The organism is Yersinia sp. 1252 StPb PI, assembly GCF_048593885.1.
GTDB classification, from domain to species: Bacteria; Pseudomonadota; Gammaproteobacteria; order Enterobacterales; family Enterobacteriaceae; genus Yersinia; species Yersinia enterocolitica_E.
Genome location: NZ_JAZGQE010000227.1, coordinates 1 through 6,520, shown reverse-complemented (window position 1 = coordinate 6,520; position 6,520 = coordinate 1). Strand labels below are relative to the sequence as shown.

Sequence of the window (6,520 nt, the reverse complement as noted above, 5' to 3'; positions counted from 1 at the left end):
TGATAAGTTTTTAAAATTGGTTTACCAAAACAAGGTAGCTAGCTTAAATTGGCTTTAATACGCATTTTTTTGAAAGGATTTTCATAAGCTGGACAATATTTCAGCATTTATATTGAATAACGGCCTGAATAAGCTATTCACCGGCTATGAGAATTTTTTCATTTGCTAATTTGAGAGAGATCACAAAATGAATGGAAAGCTAAAAATACAAGAAATTGCTAATCAGACTGGCCTTTCAATTAGCACGGTATCGAGAGTATTAGCCGGTAAAGCCAATACCAGTGCGAAAGCAAAACAGCAGGTAATGGCGTATGCGCAGTCGCAGGGGATATTGCAGAATTTGTCCAGCGGGCGGTTGATGCTAAATAATATTATGGTATTTGCTCCTCATCGCGCCTTTGATGTACGTACCGATATTTTTTACTACAAAGTTATTCAGGGGATTACTGAGGCGGTCAGCCAACATGAAGTCATGATTCGCTACTGTGGATTATCTGAAACTCGCTGTGATATTGCGTTATTTTTGGAAAAAATAACCCATCCTCAAACCGAAGCAGCAATCATTATTGGTATCGACGATCCACGCATTCATACATTAGCAGCTGGGGTGCATAAGCCGTCGGTGTTAATTAATTGCCGTGACAAAGAAATGTCATTGGATAGTGTGTCGCCAGACCATCAACTGATTGGTGAGTTTTCTGCCAACTATCTGATACAGCAAGGGCATCGACGCATCCTGACCCTGCAATGTTTACGCCGCAACACGATGGAACTGCGCTTGGTGGGAATAAAAGAGGCTTTCGCCAATAACAATATGCGCTTTGATGATGGGCAGCATCTGATTACTACTCATGGCTTTGGCGCGGAAGAGGCTGAGCAAGCATTAACTGCTTTTATCATAGGTTGTGGAGATAAGAGCCAACTGCCGACAGCCATTTTAGCCGGGGGGGACTATATGGCGGTTGGTGCGGTTAATGCATTGAATAAACTGAACATAAACGTGCCTGATAACGTATCCGTTATGAGTATGGATGGTTTTAATCTGGCAGAGATTCATGATGTTCCACTGACGGCGGTGCATGTTCCCCGAGATGAGTTGGGGGCTGAAGCTATACAGTTATTGCAACGACGCTTATTACGCCCAGATGCGCCCTTCAGTAATACCTTGTTGCAGGGCAAATTAGTGGCTCGTGCTTCGGTCAAGCAGGTCAATCAGAAAAGAGTGATGTCTACGGCAAATAAGCCATTGGATCAGTTATATGATTTGTAATTCTTAGTATGGAAAATCATCAATGTCTATCTCATAAAATAGCAATTACCGCTATAGTTTACAGTTAGCTTTGCACTGTTTACGGCGGGCAAAGAGATAAATATGCATAAATGAGTTTTATATAAGTCAGATGGGGATATCTTATATCTTACCCGTCATCTTTCAGAATGCAGGTGGGTTGGCTGTTCCCGTTACTTGGCCCATTCATGGGGCTTGCCTCTGGGCCGCTGCAAGCAGCGTTCAAATCTGCTCCCGACAGATTTGTCCCCCTAATCACTGAGTTGTCGTGAATGAGCATGTTCGGGATGAGTGAGCCTGATTAAGGCTCACCTGACGGGGCGAGTATCAACGTTGTTCAAATCGGTTCACCACCGATTTGTCTTTTTCTTGCCACCTTCCTGCACCTTGAAATCTATTGGGTATAGCACATTGAATTTAAGGATATTACCGCATGGAATTTAAAGACTATTATGCCGTGATGGGAGTAGAACCAACCGCTTCCCTGAAAGATATTAAAACGGCCTATCGCAAGTTAGCGCGCAAATACCACCCGGATGTCAGCTCTGAACCCGATGCTGAAAGTAAGTTCAAAGAGGTCGCTGAGGCTTATGAGGTATTAAAAGATACTGAACGGCGTGCCGAATACGACGAGTTAAGGCTACACCGTAATGACCCGCGTTTTACACAGCAACAGGCTGCCTATAATTCAGGTAATCAACAATGGCACAGCAGTGCGGGTGCCGGTTCCCAAGATTTCTCAGACTTTTTTGAATCTTTCTTTGCCAACCGTGGTGCTTCCGCTCATCACACCTCTCAGCGATCACCTCGCGGTGTACGCGGCCAGGATCTTGAGATGGAGTTACCCATCTTTTTAGAAGAGACTTTAGCGGAACAGACGCGTTCTATTTCTTATAAAATACCGACAGTTGATGCTTCGGGGTATCCGGGAGCGGAGACCGCCAAAACGCTAAAAGTGAAAATTCCTGCGGGTGTGGGAGATGGCGAGCGTATTCGTCTTAAAGGGCAGGGTGCACCAGGTTTTGCCGGGGGAGCCAATGGCGATTTATTCCTGGTTATTCGTATTGCGCCGCATCCATTGTTTGATGTTGATGGTCAGAATTTGCAAATAGTGGTGCCGTTAGCCCCATGGGAAGCAGCATTAGGTGCCAATGTCGAGATGCCAACCCTGACGGGCAAAATAACGTTAACGGTCCCGGCAGGTAGCCAAAGTGGTCAGAAATTGCGTATCAAAGGCAAGGGGCTAGTCAGCAAAAAAGGCACCGGCGATCTGTACGCGATCCTCAAGGTAGTGATGCCGCCAAAACCGGACGAGAAAATGCGAGCGCTCTGGCAACAACTGTCAGATCAGGCGTCGTTTAATCCTCGCACCGGGTGGGAGTAACAGATTATGGCTGAAATAGAAATCACCTATACCGTGACTGAATTATGTCAGTCAACAGGAATAATGCAGGATGAACTGGTCGAGGTGGTCGGGTTGGGGGTGATTGTGCCACTTGAGCCTGCTGACAGCGTCTGGATTTTTGACGCTGATGCACTGAGTTGCCTTCAACGCGCCCAGCGGCTACAAAATGAGTTGGATCTGGACTGGTCTGGTGTAGCAATGACCCTAACATTGCTGGAAAGGGTTGAGCAGCTAAAGAAAGAAAATGACCAACTGCGCAGGCAGCTCGATCGTTTCTTGCAGATATCTTAATGCGATAGCACGGGTTGTGCCCATCTCGGCCAACCCGTATTTTGCTCTCTCTATCTCAGATATTATCCGATGGATAGCACCGAGCGGATATCGCTGTTTTTATTGATATTCCAGATTGTCGAGACATCATCCAGTGAATGAAGCTGGGTCTCAATAGCGAGCTTTTGTTGTACCGCCAGAACGAAAATATCTGAAACAATTTGTTTTAATTCAGGGATAGCTGGGAAATTACCCGTACCACTACCCAGTATGTGCAAATTTGCGCTGCGTAACACCGCGGCGGGGAGTTGTAGTGTGGGAGATGCCATGGAACCAACATTGACTAAACGTATGCCTTGATCAGAGCCATCAGCATGAGAGGCAAGGTCATGATGGGTCAGTGCGGCGAAGAGAGCCTCGGTAGCAGGCCCCCAGATATAATCCACAATCACGTTATACCCAGCGGGACCCGCCGCTTGAGTAAATGCCTGCGTCAATTCCGCACCCTGCAATGTCAGGTCTACTGTGGCATCAGCCCCCAATGTTGCCAATACATCCTGACGCCTCCCGGCGGCGATGACCCTACCCGCCCCTAAATGACGTGCTGCTGCGATGGCCAGTTTGCCTGAGGTGCCAGTCGCACCAAGGATAAGCACGGATTCACCCGGTTGGATCTTGGCCCGCCAGGAAAGCGGTAACCAGGCAGCCAATGCCGGGTTAATCAAGGCTGCCGCAGTCGCATTGTCAACTTCTGGCGGAACCGGAACATACCAGGATGCTACTGTGCGTTCGGCCATGGCACCAAAAGGCTGGCGAAATGAGGCAAAATAAACACGTGAACCATCAGGTAAATGCCCGACACCATCAGTACCAGGAACGATAGGTAATGTTTTCGGGCTGGAATAATGGGTGCCTTTAACGATACCGCGATCAAGTTGTTTGATACCAGCAACCGCAACATTTATCACCGTTTCACCGTGCAGCGGTGTTGGCTCCACAAACTGCCCCAGAACCGGCGCTTCACCCAATGCCTCTACTATTGCAGCCTTCATCGTGTCACCTCACATTAGTGTGCTATTTAGCAATAGCCACCAATCTGCACCCAATCTATTATGAAGACAATATGCCCAGTAAGTGACTAATTTTCTTGTTAGATAAGGTATTTAAAGGCTGCTGACGCCCCCATCTACCCGTAATTCTGTTCCGACGATAAAACTGGATTCATCTGAGGCGAGAAAGACCGCAGCATGGGCAATCTCACTAGATGTTCCCATTCTCTTAATCGGTACCAGTTGGCGGATTTGTTCAGCCAGGTGCTCTTGTTCACTGCCGGATAACCCCAGTTTTTGCAGTGCCGGCGTCTGTGTCGGCCCTGGACTCAAGCCATTGACCCGGATTCCTCTGTCTGCCCACTCGCCTGACAAGGTTCGCGCAAGAGAGAGTAACCCTGCCTTGCTGGCGGCATAAACGCTGCTTTGCGGTAAACCGATATGAACACTGGCGGAGCCACAAAGAATCACCGAGGCAGGGTTAGCCAGCAGTGGCAACAGTGCTTGTAACAGGAAGAATGGGCCTTTCAGATTAGTTGATAATACTCGCTCAAAACTTTCTTCATCCCACTCTTCTATCGAACGATGAGTAACATCGCCTGCGTTGATATAGACGATATCGAGACGTGGCCAAACCTGGGTAAGTTTTGTCGCTAGCTGATATTGATCGGCAATATTACTGGCATCACTATTTAGCAGCAAAACTTGGCCGCCAAGCTCTTCATATGCCGCCTGCAAGGCCGCGCTATTTCTACCGGTGATTGCTACTGTTGCACCTTCAGCCAGAAATTGGCGAGCAGTTTCCAGCCCGATGCCACTGGTTCCTCCTGTAATTAGTGCATATTTATCATTTAAACGATTCATGGTGAGTCTTCTCATTAATAACGATGGAAGACCATTTTTAATACAAAAGTATCTAAAGTATAGTAGGTACCAATTGGATACTAATGATGCAACAGGAAAGCAATGACAACCTATCAGCCGCTGACAGCAAAAAATAAATTAGAGCCGGACAATACGATTGTGGAAGAGAAGTGTCCGATGGTGCAATTTGTCGAACTTATCGCGGGGAAGTGGGCTATCCCAATTCTTTATCGTTTGATCGTCACTGCGGCTCCTATCCGATTTGGTGAGTTGCAGCGGGCAATTGCACCTATCACCCAAAAAGAGCTTACCCGGCAATTACGTGCTTTCGAACAACGCGGTTTGGTCTATCGCAAGATCTATGCCGAAGTTCCCCCACGTGTTGAATATGAAATTACGTCATTGGGCAAAACATTACAGCCAACATTGGATTCGTTGGCCCAATGGATGAGAGACCATCATCAAGCCCTCAAGGGCAAGGTGTGACCGGGATTATTGTCGTGCCGAGAAGATCCTATTTTTTCTCAATTCCGCTATTGGCAGTCGCGTAATACAAGTTATATGTACTACATTTAAAAGACTGCTCACTAATTCGGCAGTAACAAAAATGGCAACAATAGTTTCAAGGAGAGAGTATGAGTAAAATACCAAGTTGTTGTTCAGAAGATAACCACCCGAATAGCCGACGGAATGTGCTAAAAGCTGCATTGGGTATCACTGCTGCGAGCGTCATAGGTGGGATTGGTTTGGGGCTACCTCAAATATCATATGCAGCGGCTATGACCAGAGAAGAACGGGATAAGTTAACGCCAGATCAAATAGTTGAGAGTTTAAAACAGGGCAATAAGCGGTTTGTTTCTGGTAAAATGCAGCAACATGATTATCTTGCACAAAAACGCAGTAGTGCAGAAGGGCAGTTCCCTACCACTGTCATTTTGAGTTGTATTGATTCCCGCGCACCAGCAGAGATAGTGCTGGATACGGGGATCGGTGAAACCTTTAATGCCAGAATTGCCGGTAACATCTCTAATGATGATTTATTAGGTAGCCTGGAATTTGCTTGTGCTGCTGCGGGAGCTAAAGTCATCCTGGTTATGGGGCACACGGCTTGTGGTGCAATCAAGGGGGCTATTGATAACGTTGAACTTGGCAACCTGACTGGTCTACTTAATAAGATTAAGCCAGCAATTGAGTCGACGCAATTTGATGGAGAGAAAAGTAGTAAAAATGAAAAATACGTCGATGCTGTAGCGAAGAATAATGTCAAACACACCATAGATGAGATACGTAAAAATAGCGAAATAATTAGAAACTTAGAAAAAGAAGGGAAAGTAAAAATAGTAGGTAGCATGTACAACTTAAATGGTGGTGCGGTCGAATTCATTATGTAATATGTTTGCTTTAATTCTATCCCATTCCCCTTGATAAACGTCAAGGGGAATAATAATCACTTCTGATTGGATACTAAATTAGATATCCTGTTATTTTTTTTATTACACACTCCTGCTTGGCTAAGAATAGTATTTATGCTTATATAAATGAGACGGTGTTATAATCAACGTCTGATAGCAGAGTGTCTGGTAAAGATTGTTTTTTAAATGGAATCGCGGGTGCATAAAATAATCACATGGATATTTGTAAAGG

At 46.0% G+C, this 6,520-nt stretch carries 7 protein-coding genes; 5 read left to right on the top strand and 2 right to left on the bottom strand.

All coding sequences use genetic code 11. The features are described 5' to 3' along the window. The first annotated feature begins 187 nt into the window (after nucleotides 1-187). From V2A85_RS21245 to cbpM, 3 genes are all read left to right on the top strand, one after another. Complete coding sequence (locus V2A85_RS21245) at nucleotides 188-1,270, top strand: LacI family DNA-binding transcriptional regulator (protein ID WP_420072290.1); 1,083 nt, start codon at nucleotides 188-190, stop codon at nucleotides 1,268-1,270. A gap of 451 nt (nucleotides 1,271-1,721) precedes the next feature. Continuing rightward, a complete protein-coding gene (cbpA, locus tag V2A85_RS21240) occupies nucleotides 1,722-2,672 on the top strand; it encodes a curved DNA-binding protein (protein WP_083162787.1) in 951 nt (316 codons plus the stop codon). 6 nt (nucleotides 2,673-2,678) lie between these two features. Continuing rightward, entirely contained in the window at nucleotides 2,679-2,984 is a 306-nt protein-coding gene (cbpM, locus tag V2A85_RS21235; RefSeq protein WP_083162789.1) for a chaperone modulator CbpM, read from the top strand. A 62-nt stretch (nucleotides 2,985-3,046) separates the two neighbouring features. Here the strand turns inward: cbpM and V2A85_RS21230 are convergent, their stop codons facing one another. Both V2A85_RS21230 and V2A85_RS21225 read right to left on the bottom strand, forming a co-directional pair. Then, nucleotides 3,047-4,015, bottom strand: a complete 969-nt coding sequence (locus V2A85_RS21230; RefSeq protein ID WP_420072289.1) for a quinone oxidoreductase family protein — start codon at nucleotides 4,013-4,015, stop codon at nucleotides 3,047-3,049. A 111-nt stretch (nucleotides 4,016-4,126) separates the two neighbouring features. After that, nucleotides 4,127-4,876: an SDR family oxidoreductase gene (locus tag V2A85_RS21225; protein WP_420072288.1), complete on the bottom strand. Its 750-nt coding sequence runs from the start codon at nucleotides 4,874-4,876 to the stop codon at nucleotides 4,127-4,129. A 102-nt stretch (nucleotides 4,877-4,978) separates the two neighbouring features. Between V2A85_RS21225 and V2A85_RS21220 the strand changes: the two genes are divergently transcribed. Further along, a complete protein-coding gene (locus V2A85_RS21220; RefSeq protein WP_420072287.1) occupies nucleotides 4,979-5,362 on the top strand; it encodes a winged helix-turn-helix transcriptional regulator in 384 nt (127 codons plus the stop codon). Between the two features lie 149 nt (nucleotides 5,363-5,511). Beyond that, entirely contained in the window at nucleotides 5,512-6,267 is a 756-nt protein-coding gene (locus V2A85_RS21215; protein ID WP_420072286.1) for a carbonic anhydrase, read from the top strand. The last annotated feature ends 253 nt before the right edge of the window (nucleotides 6,268-6,520 follow it).

Coding starts and splice junctions, on each gene's coding strand:
- V2A85_RS21245 (WP_420072290.1), top strand. CDS start 188: ATGAATGGAAAGCTAAAAATACAAGAAATTGCTAATCAGACTGGCCTT.
- cbpM (WP_083162789.1), top strand. CDS start 2,679: ATGGCTGAAATAGAAATCACCTATACCGTGACTGAATTATGTCAGTCA.
- cbpA (WP_083162787.1), top strand. CDS start 1,722: ATGGAATTTAAAGACTATTATGCCGTGATGGGAGTAGAACCAACCGCT.
- V2A85_RS21220 (WP_420072287.1), top strand. CDS start 4,979: ATGACAACCTATCAGCCGCTGACAGCAAAAAATAAATTAGAGCCGGAC.
- V2A85_RS21215 (WP_420072286.1), top strand. CDS start 5,512: ATGAGTAAAATACCAAGTTGTTGTTCAGAAGATAACCACCCGAATAGC.
- V2A85_RS21230 (WP_420072289.1), bottom strand. CDS start 4,015: ATGAAGGCTGCAATAGTAGAGGCATTGGGTGAAGCGCCGGTTCTGGGG.
- V2A85_RS21225 (WP_420072288.1), bottom strand. CDS start 4,876: ATGAATCGTTTAAATGATAAATATGCACTAATTACAGGAGGAACCAGT.